We start from the raw sequence: 16,814 nt of genomic DNA on the forward strand, positions 1-16,814 counted from the left end.
GGGAGGGTGACGGAAGACACCCCGGGGCATCCGCAGCAGCGTCGGTGGCAGGGGCTGGCTACAGTGCCAGGTCTTGCCTCCGCCGTCCTTTTCCGCCATGTCACTGCCGCGCACGCTCCGCTCCTCTTTCCTGCTGTCCTGCCTGCTGGCGCTGGGCGGCCAGCCGGCGCTGTCGCTGGCTGCCGGTTCGGACGCCACGCTGCGCACCGAGGCCGAGCGCAGCGGCTTCCAGCGCACCGGGCGCATGGAGGAGGTCGGCCGCCTGTGCCGTGCCTTCCAGCAGCGCCATCCCCGTGCCGTGCGCTGCACGCGTTTCGGCACCACGCCGGAAGGGCGCCCGCTGTGGGCGATCGTGGCGAGCCAGAGCGGCGCCCTCACGCCGGCCGAGGCCCGCCGGCGCGGTCTGCCCGTGACGCTGATCCAGGGCGGCATTCACGCCGGCGAGATCGACGGCAAGGACGCCGGCTTCCTCGCGCTGCGCCAGGTGCTCGACGGCGAGGCCGCGCCCGGCGCGCTGAAGCGGCAGGTGCTCGTGTTCGTGCCGGTCTTCAATGAGGACGGCCACGAGCGCTTCGGCGCCTGGAACCGCCCCAACCAGCGCGGCCCGGAGGCCATGGGCTGGCGGACCACGGCGCAGAACTACAACCTCAACCGCGACTACGCCAAGGCCGATGCGCCGGAGATGCAGGCCATGCTGCGCCTCGTCCAGGCCTGGGACCCGCTCGCGACGATCGACCTGCACGTCACCGACGGCGCGCAGTTCGAGCACGACGTCTCCATCCAGGTCGAGCCGGTGCATGCCGGCGACGAGGCCCAGCGCCGCAGCGGCCAGGCGCTGCGTGACGGCGTGATCCAGGCGCTGGCCGCGCAGGGCTCGTTGCCGCAGCCCTTCTACATGTCCTTCGAGAAGATGGACGATCCGTCCTCCGGCTTTGCCGACGGCGTGCCGCCGCCGCGCTTCTCCACGGGCTACTTCTGGCTGCGCAACCGCTTCGGCATGCTGGTCGAGACGCACTCGTGGAAGGACTACCCGACCCGTGTGCGGATCACCCGCAACACCATCGTGGCGGTGCTGGCGCAGATCGCCCGGCACGGGGCGCGGTGGCGCGCCGAGGCGCTGGCGGCCGACCTCCGCGCGGCGGGGCTGGCCGGCGCCGAGCAGCCGCTGGCCTTCGAGGCGAGCGAGCGCAGCCGCCTGATCGACTTCCGGGGCTATGCCTACACGCGCACGCCGTCCGAGATCTCGGGCGCGCTGATGACGCGCTACGACGAGACCCGCCCCGAGATCTGGCGGGTGCCCTTGCGGGACGACATCCAGCCCGTCCTGAGTGTCCGCGCGCCGGGGGCGGGCTATCTCGTGCCGGCCGCCCAGGCCGGGCACGTGGGCGAAGTGCTGCGTCGGCATGGCCTGCGTTTCGAGCGGCTGGCCCGAGCGCACGCCGCGCTGCCGGTGCAGACCTTCCGGGCCGAGCAGGCGCGCTTCGGGGCGCAGTCGGTCGAGGGGCATCAGCGTCTCGACGTGAAGGGCACCTGGCGCGAGGAGCCGCGCGACGTGCCGGCGGGCAGCCTCTACGTGCCGATCGCGCAGCCGGGCGCCCGGCTCGTGATGGCCCTGCTCGAGCCGCAGGCGCCGGACTCGCTGCTCGCGTGGGGCGCCTTCAACAACGCCTTCGAGATGAAGGAGTACATGGAGGACTACGTGGCGGAAGACGTGGCCCGCGCGCAGCTGGCCGCGGATCCGGCGCTGGCGACCGAGTTCCAGCGCCGCCTGGCCGAGGACGCCGCCTTCGCCGCCGACCCGCGCGCCCGGCTCGCCTTCTTCGCCCGCCGGCACACCTCCTGGGACGAGCGCTACCGGCTGTACCCCGTGCTGCGCCTGGAGCAGGCCTTGCCATGACGCGCCCGGGGCGGGCCGCGACGCCGGCTTGATGCGCATCAAGCGTGGACGGCCGCGGCGGCCGCCGCGGGGAGCGCCGGCCGCGTACAAAGTCGCACGAATGGCCGCCGGCTGCCGCTCACGGCTGGTCAAGTGCCGCGGGAGCCCCTACTGTTCGCCCTACGGGATTTCCCGTGATCGGCAAACCGCGCGAAAGCGCGGGACGCAAAGCTTCCGGCCTACCGCCAGCGCCCCCGTGACGCCGGCCAGGGCAGCGGGGCCGCCAGCCGCCGTGCTCCCCGCACGCGACTGGCCTCGATGGACGCAGTACGAGGCAAAACCGCATGAAGACTCCCCTCCTTTCCGCCCTGGCATGGGCGCTGCTGGCCGCAATCCCGGCGGCTCAGGCCGCCTACCAGCCCGCCGCCATCGGCCCCGAAGGCCTGATCGTGCAGGCCAGCCAGACGGACCGCCTGATCGTGAAGTACAAGTCGGGCAAGGGGGCCTTCCCCACCGAGAACGCCCGTCTGGCCGCGCAGATCGCCGGCAACCGGCATGGCGTGCAGCTGAGCCCGCTGCGCCAGATGGCCAGTGGCGCCCAGGTGTTCAAGATCAGCCGCCGCATGGCCAAGGGGGACATCGACGCCCTGGCCGCCAGCTTCCGCGCGGGTGACGCCAACATCGAGTACGTGGAGCCGGACCGCCTGCTGCAGCCGCAGCTGACGCCCACCGACCCGATGTACAGCCAGCAGTGGAGCCTCTTCGATGCCGTGGGCGGCATCCGCGCCCCCGACGCCTGGAACAGGTCCACCGGCGATGGCGTGACCGTGGCCGTGATCGACACCGGCGTGCGCCCGCATGCGGACTTCTCGGCCAAGCTGCTGCCGGGCTACGACTTCATCCTGAACACGACCACGGCCGGCGACGGCGGCGGCCGTGACGCCGACGCCAGCGACCCCGGCGACTTCGTGGCCGCGGGCGCCTGCGGCACGGGCTCCAAGGCCGCGAACAGTTCCTGGCACGGCACGCACGTGAGCGGCATCATCGGCGCCGCGGCCAGCAACGGCATCGGCGTGAGCGGTGTCGCCTTCAAGGCCCGCCTGCTGCCGGTGCGCGCGCTGGGCAAGTGCGGGGGCTACACCTCGGACATCGCCGACGCCATGGTCTGGGCGGCGGGCGGCACGGTGACGGGCGTGCCCGCGAATGCCAACCCGGCCAAGGTCATCAACCTCTCGCTCGGCGGTGCCGGCGCCTGCGACATCACCACGCAGAACGCCATCAACGCGGCCCGGGCCAAGGGCGCGGTCGTCGTCGTGGCGGCCGGCAATGATGCCAAGGACGCCACCGCCTTCTCTCCGGCGAGCTGCGCGGGCGTGATCACGGTCGCGGCGACGGGCAAGACCGGCGCGCGTGCCTCCTACTCCAACTTCGGCGCCAAGGTGGCCCTGGCCGCGCCGGGCGGCGACACCACCGGCGCCATCCTGTCCACCTACAACACCGGCGCCACCACGCCCGGCACCGACAGCTACGCCGGCATGATGGGCACCTCGATGGCCACGCCCGTGGTCAGCGGCGTCGTGGCCCTGATGCTGCAGGCCAACAAGAACCTCACGCCGGATCAGGTGAGCACCCTGCTCAAGAGCAGCGCCCGCGCATTCCCGGCCCCCTGCTCGGGCTGCGGCGCCGGCCTCGTGGATGCGAATGCCGCCGTGAACGCCGCCCTGGCCGCGGCCGGCACCCCCACGCCGACACCCACGCCGACGCCGACGCCCACGCCGACCCCGACGCCCACGCCCACGCCCACGCCCACGCCCACGCCCGGCCCGACGGCCATCAAGGAGGCGGAGCCCAACGACAGCGTGGCCAAGGCCCAGGTCATCAGCGTCACCAGCGCCGCCATCAGTGGCTCGATGGCCAGCAACACGGACAACGACTACTACCGCTACAGCATCCCCGCCGGCAAGACGCTGAAGGCCACGCTCACCGCCGGTGCGAGCTCCGGCTTCGGCCTCGGGGCCTACACGAGCAGCGGTCTGCAGCTCGTGCTGTCCAACGGCGTGCTGGGCGCGACGCAGGTGCTGCAGATCACGAACACCGGCTCCACGGCCGTGACCGTGGTGCTGCGCGTGCTGCGGACCACCGGCACCACGGGCGGCTACTCGCTCGGCCTGGGCGTCTGAGCCCCACGACCCTTTTCTTCGTCCTTGCTCCTCCCTTTGAGCGCGCGCTGCAGCAGCAGAGCGCGCTCTTTTTCATTGAGGCTCAGGGCGGCCGCCTGCTCGAAGGCCGCCGCCGCCTCCGCCCAGCGCTGCTGGCGCTCCAGCAGGTCGCCCCGCACGCTGTGCCACCAGGGGTAGCGCTGCATCGGGCCGTCCGCGCCGAGCGCGTCGACGAGCAGCAGCGCCTCGGCGGCACTGCCTTGCGGCGCGCGGCTCAGGGCCACGGCCCGGTTGAGCGCGACGACGGGGGAGGGCCAGCCCTCCAGCAGCCGGGTGTAGAGGCCCAGGATCAGCGACCAGTCCGTGTCCTCGGGCCGCGTGGCGCGCGCATGGCAGGCGGCGATGCCCGCCTGTAGCAGGTAGTAGCCCGGCGCCGCGCCCAGCGCGCGGCAGGCGGCCTCGCCGGCCGCGAGCGCGGCCAGGCCGCGGCGGATGAGCAGGCTGTCCCAGCGCCGGCGGTCCTGGTCCATCAGCAGGACCGGGGCCCCGTGGGCGTCGAGACGCGCGGCCTGCCGCGACGCTTGGATCTCGACCAGGGCGAGCAGCCCCAGCACCTCGGGCTCCTGCGGCAGCTGCGAGGCCAGCAGGCGCGCCAGGCGCTGGGCCTCGGCCATGAGGTCCGGCCGCAGCCAGTCGCTGCCGGAGCTGGCGGCATAGCCCTCGTTGAAGATGAGGTAGACCACCTCCAGCACCGCGCCCAGGCGCTGCAGGCGCTCGGCCGGGCCGGGCAGCTCGAAGGGCACCTGGGCCTCGCTGAGCGTGCGCTTGGCACGGCTGATGCGCTGCGCCACGGTGGGCTCGGGGCACAGATAGGCGCGGGCGATCTCCGCGGTGCTCAAGCCGCCCAGGAGCCGCAGCGTCAGCGCCGCGCGGGCCTCGGGCGAGAGCAGCGGGTGGCAGGCCGTGAAGATGAGGCGCAGCAGGTCATCCCCGATGTCGTCGGCGCGGCGCTCGTCCAGGCGGTCGCTGAGGTCCGGCACGACGTGCTCCTGCCGTGCCTCCAGGTCCTGCGCCAGCGCCTCGTGGTGGCGCTCCTGCATGCGCTGCTGGCGCAGGCGGTCCAGCGCGCGGTGGCGGGCGGTGGTCATCAGCCAGGCGCCCGGCTTGTCGGGAAAGCCCTCGCGCGGCCAGTGCTCCAGCGCGGCCAGCAGCGCCTCCTGTGCGATCTCCTCGGCCTCGTCCAGGTCCCGCAGCAGGCGCCGCACGGCCCCGATGACGACGGCCGACTCCAGCCGCCACAGCGCGGCCACGCGGGCGCGCAGGGCGGCGCCGTCATCGCCGCCAGGGCCGTCGCGCGGGGCCTCACTCATGCGCCGGCGGCGTCACCCGCGTTGATCTGGCTCGGGTCCGCCATGTGGACCAGCTCCCACAGATGGCCGTCGAGGTCCTCGAAGCTGTGGGCGTACATGAAGCCGTGGTCCTGCGGCGGGCGCGGCGCGCGGCCGCCGGCGGCGAGGGCGCGGGCCACGAGCTGGTCGACCTCCTCGCGGCTGTCGCAGGAGAGGCAGACCAGCACCTCGGTGCTCTCGTGCGCGTCGGCGATGCGCTTGTCGATGAAGCCCTGGAAGAAGGGGTGCACCAGCAGCATGGCGTGGAGGTTCTCGCCCAGCACGAGGCAGGCGCCCTGCTCATTGCTGAACTGCGGATTGAAGGCGTAGCCCAGGGCCTCGAAGAAGGCGCGCGAGCGCGTCATGTCGGCGATGGGCAGGTTGACGAAGATCTGGCGGTGCATGGAGAGCTCCTTCGTTCAGGCAGCGTCCGGCGGCGTCACGAGCGGCTGGACGAGGTGGATGAGATTGCCGCAGCCGTCCTCGAACAGGACGCTGATGATGGGGCCCATGGCCTGCGGCTCGCCCCGGAAGCGCACGCCGCGGGCCTTCAGGCGCGCATGTTCGGCGGCGATGTCCGGGGTGGTGAAGGCGGCAGCCGGCATGCCGGCCTCGTACAGCGCGCGCTGGTAGGTCCGCGCGGGCTCGAAGCCCAGGGGCTGCAGCACCAGCTCCACGCCCGGCAGGCCCTCGGGCGAGCGCACGGTGAGGAAGCGATAGGGGCCCATGGGGATGTCGGCGCAGGTCTCGAACCCCAGCTGCTGGGTGTAGAAGCGCAGGGCCGTGTCCTGGTCATCGACCAGCAGGGGACTGAACTTGATCTGCATGTCAGGGGGTCTCCGCCAGTTGCTGCAGGTGCTTCAGGCCCTGCTCGAAATCGTTGCCGACCATGCGGTCCATGTTGAAGACCAGGCCCATCAGCTTGCTCAGGTAGGGGCTCGGGCCTTCCATGGCCCAGCTCAGCTCCGTGCTGCCGTCGGGCTGCGGGCGGATCTGGAAGATGGCCTGGTTGTGCGCCTCGAAGGGCTGGATGAAGTCCAGGCGCAGGCGCACCTCCTCGGCGGGCTTGAGCGCGGTGATCTCCATGCTGCCCTGGCCGAGCTCCTTGCCTTCCCAGGCGTAGCGGGCGCCCACGCCGGCCGCGGGGCCGCTGTACTCGCCCTTCGCGGTGGGCTCCTTGCGCAGCCAGGGGTTCCAGCGGTTGAACTGGTGCAGGTCCTGGATGAGCCCGTAGACCGTGGCGGGCGGGGCCTGGATGCGCTGGTGACGCTCCACGCGGAAGCTGTCCGGGCGGAACGCCGCGACGACGAGCACGCCGACGATCAGCAGCAGGACGAGGAGTCCGAGGGTCTTGATCATGCGCCTTCTCCTTGGCGGCCCGCCTCCAGGGCCTTGAAACGGTCGATGCCTTCGACGGCGTCGAAGTCCTCCAGGTCGTACAGCGGCCGCACCTCGATGCAGCCGGCCTGCCCCGGGCCGAAGGGCGCCGGGAAGCGCCGCGCCCATTCCAGGGCTTCCTCGCGGTTGCGGACCTGGATCAGCGTGTAGCCGGCGATCAGCTCCTTCGTCTCGGTGAAGGGGCCGTCCAGCAGCCGGGCGCCCTGCGGGCCGTGCTCGATGCGCCAGCCCTCGCGGCTGGGCTTCAGGCCCGCGGCGTCCAGCAGCACGCCCGCGCGGGCCAGCGCCTCGTGGAAGTCCGCCATCTGCTGCATCAGCGCCGGCTCGGGCAGGCCGCCCGCCTCGCTGGTGGCGTTGGCGCGCACCAGGATCATGAATCGCATGTCATCCTCCTTGAACGGGCCGCGCCTTGCGGCCCCATGCCGGTACGACGATCGGCGCGCCGGGATTTCGACACGCGGCGGTGAGATCCGGGTTTCTACTGAGCGTCGTCGAAGCAGGGCCCCACGCCCCGGACTTCCACCGTCGCCCATTCGGCGGCGGGGCAGCGCGCGGCGATCTCGAGCGCGGCCTCGCGCGTGGGGACGTCCAGCAGGAAGAAGCCGCCCACCAGCTCCTTGCTCTCGGCGAAGGGGCCATCGGTGATGCTGAGCTGGCCGTCGCGCTTCTGCACGCGGCTGCCGCGCACCGCCAGGGAGTTGCTGGCCAACAGCCGCCCTTGCGCCTGGAGCTCGGCGCCGAACTGCAGCATGCGCTCGTAGACCTGCTCGCCGGCCTCCCGGCCGCGCTCGGCCCGTTGGCCGTGGGGTTCGAGGATCAGCAGCATGTAGCTCATGGGGGCGGCTCTGGGCGGGTGGAGGAGTGGCGGATTGTGCGCCGGGCGCCACGCCGTGCCGTCCGGGCAATCACCAGCCCTGGCGCAGTCATGGACTTGATCGAGAATCAGCGATCAGTTGTCACCGACGTCACGCCATGCAGTTCATCTCCCCCACCCGCAAGCCCGCCCTGGGCTCGATCGCCGCCGCGCTGGCCACCCTGGCGCTCGCCGCCCTGCCGCACCAGGCTGCCCACGCCTTCGGCGCCACCGGCCATTCGGCGGTCGGTGACATCGCCGCGACGCTCATCAAGGGCACGCGCGCCGAGCGCGAGGTGGCGCGCATCCTCGGCACGACGAGCCTGCACGACATCGCCGTCTGGGCCGACTGCGTGAAGGGCATCGACCCGTCCAAGGGCTTCGCCTACACGGTGACCGGCCGCTACCCCGAGTGCGCGCCCTTCGAGAACAAGCCGGAGGAAGAGGCCCTGATGCGCGACTACGTGAAGCGCAACAACGAGGGCTGCTCGCCGAAGCCGGGCGAGGAGAGCTGCCACAAGCAGTACCACTACACCAATCCTGCCCTGGAGCGCGGCCGCTACAAGGCGGGCGCGGTGGGCACGAGCGACCACGACATCGTCGCCGCGATCGACGCCGCCCGGCTGCGCCTCGCCGGCGGCACCGTGCCGGCGCCCTTCGCGCTGCAGACCGAGCGCGAGGCGCTGGCGCTGCTCGTCCATGACCTGGGCGACCTGCACCAGCCGCTGCACGTGGGCTCCGTCTACCTCGACGAGAAGGGCCAGCGGCGCGATCCCGACGTGCAGGGCGACGATCCGCAGGCCCGCACCGTCGGCGGGAACGCCCTCGTGATCAACGGCCCGAACGGCCCCGGCGGCAACCTGCACGCCTACTGGGACAACCTGCCGGGCAAGCTCGGCGCCGAGCAGCTGGCCGCCCTGCCGGCCGCCGCGCGCCAAGTGCCCGGCACCGCCGGCCCGGTGGCGCAGTGGCCCGCCCTGTGGGCCAGCGAGACCATGGCCGAGGCCGAGAGCGCCTACGCCAACGTCCAGTTCGGCGAGCGCCAGTCCAGCCTGCGCGGCTCGCGCTGGGCGGTGACGCTGCCGGCCGACTACGACGCCCGCAACCAGGCGCTGATCCGCCAGCAGCTGGCCCGCGCCGGCGCCCGGCTGGCACAGCTGCTGCAGACGATCTGGCCGGATGCCGCCAAGCCCTGATCAGCGCTGCGCGGCGGGGACACCCGCTGCCGTGACGCGTGTCCGATCTGACGGAAGAATCCGCCCATGATTGCCGCGCCCCTGCGAGATGACGAGGAACGGGCCCTGGCCGCTCTGCGCGCCTTGCAGGTGCTGGACAGCGCGCCCGAGCCCGAGTTCGATGCCCTCGTCCGCACCGCCTCGCTGGTCTGCGGGGTGCCGGTGTCCACGCTCACGCTGATTGACGCGCACCGCCAGTGGTTCAAGGCCCAGGCGGGAATGCCGGGTCTGTCGGAGGCGCCGCGCGACATCGCCTTCTGTGCCCATGCGGTGCTGGGGGATGCGATCTTCGAGGTGCCGGACGCCCGTCTGGACGAACGCTTCGCCGACAACCCGCTGGTGCTGGGCGAGCCCTACCTCCGCTTCTATGCCGGGGCGCCGCTGCGACTGAGCGGCGGGGAGCACGTCGGCACGCTGTGCGTGATGGACCGCGAGCCGCGCCGGCTCGACGGCACGCAGCGCGAGGTCCTGCAGCAGCTCGCCGTGGTCGCCAGCCAGCTGCTGGAAGGGCGGCGCGCGCGACGCATCGAGCGCCACGCCATGGCCGAGGCCACCCGGGCGGCGTCCCTGCTGCAGCACAGCGCGGACGCCATCCTCAGCATCGACCGCCAGGGGCGCATCTGCCGGGCGAACGCGGCGGCCGAGCGCCTCTTCGGCGCGGCGCCGCTGCAGCTCCTGGGACGGCCGCATGCCGACCTGGTGCCCGCGCCGCTGCAGGCCCGCGAGCTCAACAACCGGCAGGCGCTCGGCGCCGGCGAAGCCTTCAGCCATGAGAGTGAACGCCTGCGCCTCGACGGGCAGCGGCTGCTGGTGTCCGTCACGCTGGTGGCGGAGTCCGGCCCGCAACCGGAGGACGGCGGCGCCACGGAATTCATCCGCGACATCACCGCCCGCGAAGAGGCCGCCCAGGCCCTGGCCGTCAGCGCCGAGCGCTTCCGCAGCCTCAGCGACTGCGTGCCGGTGGGCGTGTTCCACGTCGACCGCAGCGGGCTGTCGGGCTACACGAACGAGCGGTGGCGGCAGATCTACCAGCTCTCGCTCGGGCAGGTGAGCCACGAGGCCTGGCTGGCGTGCGTCCACCCGGAGGACCGCGACCGCGTCCGTGAGGCCTCGCATCTCAGCCAGGGCGGCAACATGCCCTTTGACGAAACCTACCGCGTGGTGTGGCCCAGCGGCGAGATCCGCCATGTGCGCAGCCGCGCGCAGGAGCTGCTGAGCCTGCGCGGCGAGCCCCTGGGCTTCGTGGGCATGGTGGAGGACATCACCGAGCGGCGCGCCTTCGAGAGCCAGCTCGTGCAGGCGCGGGACCAGGCGCGCGCGGCGGCGCAGGAGGCGCTCGAGAACGCCCGCCTGCTGCGCAACATCGCCGATGCCGTGCCGGGGCTCGTCGCGTACTGGCGGCGGGACCTCAGCTGCCGCTTCGCGAGCCGCTCCTTCCTGGACTGGTACGGCCGCAGCCGCGAGGAGATGCTGCAGCTGACCATGCCCGAGGTGCTCGGCGCGGACGCCTTCGCGCGCACGCAGCCCTATCTGGGCGGTGTGCTGGCCGGGGAGGTGCAGGCCTTCGAGCGCAGCATCCGCCGGCCCGACGGCCGCCTGGGCCACATGCTGGTCCACTACGTGCCCGACACCGACGCGCGGGGCGAGGTGCGCGGCATCTTCGCCGTCGCCAACGACGTGACGAGTCTGAAACTCGCCCAGCGCGAGCTGATGCTGGCGGCCACCGTCCTGGATGCCACGGTGGACGCCATCATGGTGACGGACGCCCAGGGCGTCATCCTGTCCGTCAACCCGGCCTTCACCGCGATCACGGGCTTCGAGGCGCAGGAGGTGCTCGGGCGCACCCTGGACCTGCTGGGCCGCGATGACCCGGCACTGGAGGCACAGGCCCGGCTGGCGCTGCGCACGCAGCGGCACTGGCAGGGCGAGCTGTGGCGGCGTCGCAAGAGCGGCGAGGCCTTCCTGCAGTGGCTGGATGTGAGCCTGATCCCCGACGACGACGGCGCGGGCGAGCGCCTGCTGCATGTGTTCAGCGATGGCACCGAGCGCCGCCAGCGCGACGAGCGCCTGCGCCACCTGGCCTTCCACGACGCGCTCACGGGGCTGGCCAACCGCAGCCTGCTGATGGAGCGGCTGAGCCGCCTCCTGGGCCAGACGCACCGCGAGCGCCGCGAGCTGGCGCTCATGTACATGGACCTGGACGGCTTCAAGGCCGTCAACGACAGCGTGGGCCACGCCCAGGGCGATGCGCTGCTGCGCCTCGTGGCGGCCCGCATGACGCCGCTGGTGCGAGACACCGACACCCTGGCCCGCCTGGGCGGCGACGAGTTCGTCCTGCTGCTGGACCAGGCCGCCGGCATGCAGGAGCTCGAGCAGGTGGCGGGGCGGCTCATCGAGGCGGTCAGCCAGCCGGTGGTGCTCGCGGGGCAGAGCGTGGTGGTGGGCGTTTCCGTGGGCATCGCCCGTTTCCCGCTGGACGGGCGCAGCGTGGAGACGCTGATGCGCGCGGCTGATCTCGCCATGTATGCCGCCAAGGCGGGCGGACGCAATCGCTGGCAGTTTGCCGACCCGCCGGACACGGCCTGAGGCCGGGCTCCGGCGGGGCGCTATGCTGCGGGACGGGCGGGCCCCCGCGCGCCCGGGCCTGACGCCTTCACGCCTCCTTCACGCTGCCCCCTCGCCGCCATGACACACCACCTCCGCCTGCCCGTCGCCTTCGCCCTCGTGCTGCTGGCCGTGCCGCCCCTGGCGGCCCGGGCGGACAGCAGCTCGGTGGCGTCGATCTCGGCGAGCGTGTCCAAGGCCGTGGGCAGCGTCTCCGACTCGATCCAGGGATCGAGCCACAGTGCGAGCGGCCCACGCGTCGCGGCGGGCCCCTACCGCGTGGTGGAGATCGCCGCGGCCGAAGACCGTCCGGGTGTGGAGCGCGTGCAGCTGCAGGGGGACGCGGCGCAGTTCACGCTGCTGCTGCCCGCCGAGGTGCGACAGCGCGCGGCGCTGCAGGCCGGCGACCGCGTCGCCGTGAGCACGCCGGCCTACGGCGTGGCGTTCGTTCGCGAGGGCGCCGCCGAGCCCTTCTTCCTGGCACTGGACGACGCCTGGCGCCATGAGTTCCAGCGCCAGGCCGTGACGCGGTGAACAGGTCCCGGCGGGGCCGCAGGCTGGCGGCACCCGGACCGGGCCGGTGGCTGTCCCGCGTGGCGACCCGCTGGCTGCTGGCCGCGGGGCTGAGCCTTTTTCCCCTGGCACCCGCATGGGCCGGCGCCGAGCTGCTGTGCGCCGCCGAGCGGGATCCGACGGTCGCCCAGCAGGCCCGCGCCCTGCGCTTCAGCGTGGCCCTGCGCGAGCTCCTGGCGCAGAGCGGGCAAGACCTGGCCCTCATCGCGCGTGATGGCCTGGACCTTCGCCGCTTCGGCCAGCGCTACTCGCACGCCGGCCTCGCCCTGCGGGACAACCCGGCGGGCCCCTGGGCCGTGCGCCAGCTCTATTTCGACTGCGACAGCGGCCACCCGCGCCTCTTCGACCAGGGTCTGGCCGCCTTCGTGCAGGGCGGGCAGCGCGCCGGGCAGGGCTTCGTCGCCTTGCTGCTGCTGCCGGCGCAAGCCGCGCAGACGCTGCGCGCCGTGGCGCTGGACAACGCGCGGGCCCTGCAGCTGCTGCACCCGGCCTACAGCGCCAATGCCTACGTCTTCGGCCTGCGTTTCCAGAACTGCAACCAATGGCTCGCGGAGCTGCTGGCGGCCGCCTGGGGCGACGCGCAAGACCGCGCCGAGGCGCAGCAGTGGCTGCGCGGGCAGGGTTACGAGGGCACCACGATCCAGCTGCCCGGCCGTCCCTGGCTGTGGTTGGCGGCGTTCAGCCCCTGGCTGCATCTGCAGGAGCACCCGCAGGACGATCTCGCCGCCGCGCGCCAGCGCATCAGCCTGCCCCAGGGCCTGATGGACTGGCTGCAGCTGCGATTTCCCGACGCCCGCCGTGTGGACCTCTGCGAGCGCGCGGAAGGGCTGCTGGTGCGCGAGGGGGGCTTCCGGCCGGACGAGCCCTGCGCCGAGCGGCCGGGGGACCGCTGGGTCGCGGCCGAGGGCTAGCGCGGGCGGCGCACGAGGCGCACCCGCCAGCCGTCCTCCCCGTCCGGGATCATCAGGATGTCCCCGCCGCGCCGCTGCCCCACCCGACCGTTGACCTCGGTGACGACGACGATGCGGCACACATGGCTGCGACCCGAGTGGTACTCGCAGCGCACGGCCTCCAGCTCCACGATGCGCACCATCTGCTCGCGCGCACGCGCCGGCCCGAGGGTCTCGATGAGCGCGGCATTGCTCTCCTCCACATGCCGCCGGTAGGCCTGAGCCACCTCCACCAGGCCCGGCGGTGACGGAGGCTTGCGCGGGTCCGCCCGCGCGGGCGTCAGGACGGCCAGGAGCAGCGAGGGCAGCATGGTTTTGAGCCAGCGCAGAGACCCCACGCGCCGGGGCGGTTCCGGCGGTGCCACTTTGCGCCAGGGCAAGGACAGGGGCGGGGGGACGCCGTTCAATGAAGGCTTCAACAACGACCTTCGGACGTCACCATGAAAGCCATCGAACTGCTGTTCACCAGCGATGTGGGCCTGATGAGCCTGACCGTGCTGGCCATCACCCTGGGCATGGGCGGCTTCTACCTGCGCTACTTCCTCAAGCATGTGAAGGACGACACCGCCGCGCAGGCCCGCCGCTGAGGCGGTGGCCTTCGGGGCATCCGGCAGGGCGGCGTGCTGCATGAAGGCGCTCAGCGGGTGACGATGTCCCGGTGCATGGGCGCGAGCAGCGCCAGCAGCTCGCCCTGCAGCGCGAAGGGCACACCCGCGGCGTCCAGCGCGTCCTGCAGGTCCTCGACCAGCGCGTTGAAGTGGGCGGTCCGCAGCCCCATGGCGGCGTGCGCGTTCTTCATGGTCTCGCCTTCGTAGCGGCAGGGGCCGCCGGAGGCGGCGCACAGCTGCTCCACGAGCTGCGTGCGCAGGTGCCGGACATTGGTGTCCTTGAAGAACTCCTGGATGCGCGGGTCCCGCGTGGCCCGTTGCAGCAGGCCGTCGACGACCGTCTCCAGCGCGGCCTGGCCGCCCAGGCGGGCATACAGGCTCTCCTGCGCGCGCGCGCTCGCGGGGGCAGCGAGGATCAGGGCCAGGATGAGGGCGTTGGCGTTCATGGGCGGGCTCCTCGGGGCATCTGGTGCACGTCGTGCGGGGGCGGTCAGTAGGCGATCTGGGCCGAGAGGTACAGCCCCGTCTGACGCCGCGGCACGACGCCGGGCACGATGGCGCCCAGGTCCACCCAGGCCGCGGTGAGCGAGAACTGCTTGCTCGGCGCCCACGCGATGTAGAGGTCCTTCCAGTCCTGCTCGGCCAGGCCCTGGCCCAGGGCGGAGGGGTTGAGCTTGTCCGGCTTGGCGCGGTACTCGGCGCCCACGGCCAGATGGCGGTTGAGCAGGTAGGCCACCGACAGCTCGGGCTGCAGGCTGTAGCGGCTGCTGGCGGCGCCGCCGTAGCCCAGCAGCCCGTTCTGGTTGGCGCGGGTGGCGCGCAGCGTCAGGCTCAGCAGCGTGCTGTGCCGCAGCAGGAGCTTGGTGGCGCTGAGGTAGAGCTCCGTGTCACTCGAGCGCGCGCCGAGACTGGCCAGCGTGGGTGCCAGCGCGCCGGCATGGCTGCGCTTGTGTTCGAGCCCGAGCGTGATCTGGGGCATCCAGCGGTCGCTGTCGAGCACCGCCTCGCCGGCAAGACGCCACTTGGCGCCCAGGATGTCCTGCTTCAGGTGCAGCCCCGGCAGCCCGAGCGCGGCGCCGGTGGGGCCGGTGGCGAAGTCCTGGCGGGCGAGGCTCAGCTCGAAGCGGTCGTGCAGGCCGAGCGCGGCACCGTAGACCGTCAGGCCGTAGTCCTGGGTGCGCAGGCGCGTGGCGAAGGCCGTGGCGCCGACCTCGCCCGGTGCGGCATAGCTGCCGATCAAGGCCCAGGGGGTGAGACCGCCACCGGCGGCGCCGTCAATGCTGCTGACGCCCCCCGTGAGCAGGAGCTTGCCCTGCCCCTGCGCGACGGCCGCGCCGGGCACCGCCAGGCAGGCGGCCAGCAGGAGCGAGGCCCCGCGCGGGGCGCGACGGGGCGAGTCGAGGGGCGATCGGGGGCGGCGTGCGGACATGGCGCTCCTGGGATGCGGCTCGGGGCCCCACCCGGCGCCGGTCGATTACCAGCTGCCGGTGTTGGGCATGGATGCCCAGGGCTCGGCGGGAGCCAGGGCGGGTCCATTCTGCAGCAACTCGATGGAAATGTTGTCGGGCGAGCGCACAAAGGCCATGCGGCCGTCCCGGGGTGGCCGTGCAATCGTCACGCCGTGCTCGGCCAGACGCTCGCAGGCCGCGTAGATGTCGTCCACCGCGAAGGCCAGGTGGCCGAAGTTGCGCCCGCCGGTGTAGGTCTCGGACGTGCCGTCCGGTGCGGGCCAGTTGTAGGTCAGCTCGACCTGCGGCTGGAAGGGGCCGTCGGCATCGCCCGGGGCGGCCAGATAGACCAGGGTGAAGCGGCCGGCCTCGTGCTCGGTGCGGCGCACCTCGCGCAGGCCCAGGGCGTCGCGGTAGAACTTCAGGGACGGGTCCAGGTCGGTGACGCGGACCATGGTGTGCAGGTACTTCATGGCTGCTGGGCGGAAGAGGCTTGGGAGAGTGCCATTGTGGCCCCGCGCCCGGCCGTCTGCCGGCCTGGGGTCTTGGGCGCGGCGATGCCCAGCAGGCGGCGCAGGCCGGGGACAGGTCTTGCCAGGCGGTAGACCGCGGCACAGGCCAGGAAGGTCAGGCTGACCAGGAGCAGGGCCTCCAGGCCGTCCGGCAGCTGCAGCGGCTCCAGCAGGGGCGTCAGGCCCACGATCACGCTCTGATGCAGCACATAGGCGCAGAACACGGCGGCGCCCAGGCCGGCGCGCCAGCGGTGGTCACGGTCCAGGTGGCGCTTGGCAAAGCCCAGCACGGCGAGCAGGGCGGCGCCTTGCTTCAGGCCGTAGAGCAGGCGCTGGGCGTAGAGCACGAAGGTCGAGGGCTCGTGGTCGGCGTAGTGCTGGATGTAGAGCCCGAAGCCCAGCCAGCCGGCCAGGAAGAGGGCCAGGGCCGGCCAGCGCAGGCGCTCGGCCCAGCTCCACAGCGCGGGGGCCTGGGAGGCCGCCATCCAGCCGACCAGGAAGAGCCACAGCGAGACCATGTGGTTGTACCAGTCCCCGGTGAGGTTGTGGGTGACGGGGAACAGGCCGTAGAAGCAGCGGGCCGCCATCAGGGGCAGGCACAGGCCGGCCAGCCACAGGCCCCCCCGCGGGCCCTGCAGCCCCCGCTGCAAGACCTGACCCCCACGGGCCAGGGGCTTGGCCAGCAAGGCGGCCAGCAGGCAGTAGCTCCACAGGTAGGGCAGGAACCAGAGATGGTTCCAGGTGGGCAGCGTCAGGCATTTGTCGCCCTCGCAGAAGCCGTGATAGGCCTTGAAGTAGAGCCCCAGGAAATCCAGGTAGCTGCCGGCATAGCCCATCTTCTGCACCACCTCGAGGTAGGGCTGGATGGGCACCACGACCGCCATGCCGAAGATCAGGGGCCACAGCAGGCGGCTGCTGCGCTCGCGGATGAAGCGGCCGCGGCTCTGCAGCTTGCCCATCAGCTGGCTGGCGGCCACGCCGCCGATCAGGAAGAGCAGCCCCATGCGCCAAGGGTTGCTCAGCAGCATGAGGGGCTCGATCGAGTCGTGGATCACGGGGTTCTTCACGTGCCAGCCCCAGCTCACGTAGTACATGCCCACGTGGTACGGGATCAGCAGCGCGAAGGCGGCGATGCGCAGCCAGTCGATGAAGAGGAGGCGGGAAGGGGTGGCGGTGTTCATGCAGACATCGTCGCGGCGCAGGCGCCTTT

The 16,814-nt window shown here is 72.5% G+C and carries 18 protein-coding genes and 1 riboswitch; of the genes, 7 read left to right on the plus strand and 11 right to left on the minus strand.

Annotated elements, in window-relative coordinates; all coding sequences use genetic code 11:
• Nucleotides 1-97: 97 nt before the first annotated feature.
• Complete coding sequence (locus QRD43_RS05220) at nt 98-1,897, plus strand: M14 family metallopeptidase (RefSeq protein WP_285981411.1); 1,800 nt, start codon at nt 98-100, stop codon at nt 1,895-1,897.
• A 169-nt stretch (nt 1,898-2,066) separates the two neighbouring features.
• A riboswitch (cyclic di-GMP riboswitch) is annotated at nt 2,067-2,164 on the plus strand.
• A gap of 56 nt (nt 2,165-2,220) precedes the next feature.
• A complete protein-coding gene (locus QRD43_RS05225; protein WP_285981412.1) occupies nt 2,221-4,056 on the plus strand; it encodes a S8 family peptidase in 1,836 nt (611 codons plus the stop codon).
• Here QRD43_RS05225 and QRD43_RS05230 read toward each other — a convergent pair.
• From QRD43_RS05230 to QRD43_RS05255, 6 genes are all read right to left on the minus strand, one after another.
• A complete protein-coding gene (locus QRD43_RS05230; protein ID WP_285981413.1) occupies nt 4,032-5,405 on the minus strand; it encodes an RNA polymerase sigma factor in 1,374 nt (457 codons plus the stop codon). The two genes, QRD43_RS05225 and QRD43_RS05230, sit on opposite strands and share 25 nt — an antisense overlap.
• The gene (locus QRD43_RS05235; RefSeq protein ID WP_285981414.1) at nt 5,402-5,827 is read right to left on the minus strand and encodes a VOC family protein; all 426 of its coding nucleotides are present in this window, start codon (nt 5,825-5,827) and stop codon (nt 5,402-5,404) included. Before QRD43_RS05235 ends, QRD43_RS05230 begins: the two co-directional genes overlap by 4 nt.
• A gap of 15 nt (nt 5,828-5,842) precedes the next feature.
• Nucleotides 5,843-6,250: a VOC family protein gene (locus QRD43_RS05240; protein WP_285981415.1), complete on the minus strand. Its 408-nt coding sequence runs from the start codon at nt 6,248-6,250 to the stop codon at nt 5,843-5,845.
• Nucleotide 6,251: 1 nt separating this feature from the next.
• On the minus strand, nt 6,252-6,782 hold the full coding sequence (locus QRD43_RS05245; RefSeq protein WP_285981416.1) for an SRPBCC family protein: 531 nt from the start codon (nt 6,780-6,782) through the stop codon (nt 6,252-6,254).
• Nucleotides 6,779-7,204: a YciI family protein gene (locus tag QRD43_RS05250; protein ID WP_285981417.1), complete on the minus strand. Its 426-nt coding sequence runs from the start codon at nt 7,202-7,204 to the stop codon at nt 6,779-6,781. The genes QRD43_RS05245 and QRD43_RS05250 overlap by 4 nt, the downstream gene beginning before the upstream one ends.
• A gap of 95 nt (nt 7,205-7,299) precedes the next feature.
• Nucleotides 7,300-7,656 (minus strand): YciI family protein, encoded by a 357-nt coding sequence (locus QRD43_RS05255; RefSeq protein WP_285981418.1) that lies wholly within the window; start codon nt 7,654-7,656, stop codon nt 7,300-7,302.
• Nucleotides 7,657-7,793: 137 nt separating this feature from the next.
• Here QRD43_RS05255 and QRD43_RS05260 point away from each other — a divergent pair, with 137 nt between their 5' ends.
• The 4 genes from QRD43_RS05260 (at nt 7,794) to QRD43_RS05275 (ending at nt 12,997) form a co-directional block, all read left to right on the plus strand.
• The gene (locus QRD43_RS05260) at nt 7,794-8,870 is read left to right on the plus strand and encodes a S1/P1 nuclease (protein WP_285981419.1); all 1,077 of its coding nucleotides are present in this window, start codon (nt 7,794-7,796) and stop codon (nt 8,868-8,870) included.
• 66 nt (nt 8,871-8,936) lie between these two features.
• Complete coding sequence (locus QRD43_RS05265) at nt 8,937-11,495, plus strand: sensor domain-containing diguanylate cyclase (RefSeq protein ID WP_285981420.1); 2,559 nt, start codon at nt 8,937-8,939, stop codon at nt 11,493-11,495.
• Between the two features lie 99 nt (nt 11,496-11,594).
• Nucleotides 11,595-12,047 (plus strand): hypothetical protein, encoded by a 453-nt coding sequence (locus tag QRD43_RS05270; RefSeq protein ID WP_285981421.1) that lies wholly within the window; start codon nt 11,595-11,597, stop codon nt 12,045-12,047.
• Between the two features lie 59 nt (nt 12,048-12,106).
• Complete coding sequence (locus tag QRD43_RS05275; protein WP_285981422.1) at nt 12,107-12,997, plus strand: DUF2145 domain-containing protein; 891 nt, start codon at nt 12,107-12,109, stop codon at nt 12,995-12,997.
• Here the strand turns inward: QRD43_RS05275 and QRD43_RS05280 are convergent.
• A complete protein-coding gene (locus tag QRD43_RS05280) occupies nt 12,994-13,347 on the minus strand; it encodes a hypothetical protein (RefSeq protein WP_285981423.1) in 354 nt (117 codons plus the stop codon). The genes QRD43_RS05275 and QRD43_RS05280 overlap by 4 nt on opposite strands.
• Nucleotides 13,348-13,476: 129 nt before the next feature.
• Here QRD43_RS05280 and QRD43_RS05285 point away from each other — a divergent pair, with 129 nt between their 5' ends.
• The gene (locus QRD43_RS05285) at nt 13,477-13,623 is read left to right on the plus strand and encodes a DUF3149 domain-containing protein (protein ID WP_285981424.1); all 147 of its coding nucleotides are present in this window, start codon (nt 13,477-13,479) and stop codon (nt 13,621-13,623) included.
• 50 nt (nt 13,624-13,673) lie between these two features.
• Here QRD43_RS05285 and QRD43_RS05290 read toward each other — a convergent pair whose 3' ends face one another.
• From QRD43_RS05290 to QRD43_RS05305, 4 genes are read right to left on the minus strand one after another with little or no spacing between them, the layout of a single operon-like run.
• Entirely contained in the window at nt 13,674-14,090 is a 417-nt protein-coding gene (locus QRD43_RS05290) for a group I truncated hemoglobin (RefSeq protein WP_285981425.1), read from the minus strand.
• Between the two features lie 44 nt (nt 14,091-14,134).
• Nucleotides 14,135-15,073: a DUF3034 family protein gene (locus tag QRD43_RS05295; protein ID WP_285981426.1), complete on the minus strand. Its 939-nt coding sequence runs from the start codon at nt 15,071-15,073 to the stop codon at nt 14,135-14,137.
• A gap of 45 nt (nt 15,074-15,118) precedes the next feature.
• On the minus strand, nt 15,119-15,565 hold the full coding sequence (locus tag QRD43_RS05300) for a lactoylglutathione lyase (RefSeq protein WP_285981427.1): 447 nt from the start codon (nt 15,563-15,565) through the stop codon (nt 15,119-15,121).
• Nucleotides 15,562-16,785, minus strand: coding sequence for an acyltransferase family protein (locus QRD43_RS05305; RefSeq protein ID WP_285981428.1), 1,224 nt, complete (start codon nt 16,783-16,785; stop codon nt 15,562-15,564). The genes QRD43_RS05300 and QRD43_RS05305 overlap by 4 nt, the downstream gene beginning before the upstream one ends.
• Nucleotides 16,786-16,814: the final 29 nt, after the last annotated feature.

Origin of the sequence: Roseateles subflavus (assembly GCF_030285365.1) — a bacterium.
In the GTDB taxonomy this organism is placed as follows: Bacteria; Pseudomonadota; Gammaproteobacteria; order Burkholderiales; family Burkholderiaceae_C; genus Roseateles_B; species Roseateles_B subflavus.